The organism is Variovorax sp. Soil_C_12, from assembly GCF_057657375.1.
The window spans coordinates 1-209 of the sequence record NZ_JBDGIO010000064.1 but is presented as its reverse complement, the minus strand read 5'-3'; the positions used below and the strand labels follow the sequence as shown (position 1 = coordinate 209).

General features: G+C 63.2%; 1 protein-coding gene. It reads left to right on the top strand.

The features are described from left to right. On the top strand, nucleotides 1–209 hold a 209-nt coding region (locus tag AC3A6X_RS36465; protein ID WP_487846729.1), incomplete at both ends, for an FAD-dependent oxidoreductase.

The window sequence follows — 209 nt, the reverse complement described above, 5'->3', positions numbered from 1 at the left end:
ATGACCGGCGTGGCCCGCGAGATCGCGCTCACACTGGCCGAGCGCGGGGAAGGCAACATCACGGGGCCGACCTTTCCGTTCGACCCCGAGGGCTTCAAGCAAGCCGCTGTCGACCTGCTGCAGCAGGCCAACGTCGAAGTGCTGAACTACACCTGGATCGAGGACGCGATCATGGAAGGCTCACGCATCAAGGGCGTGATCATCCAGAA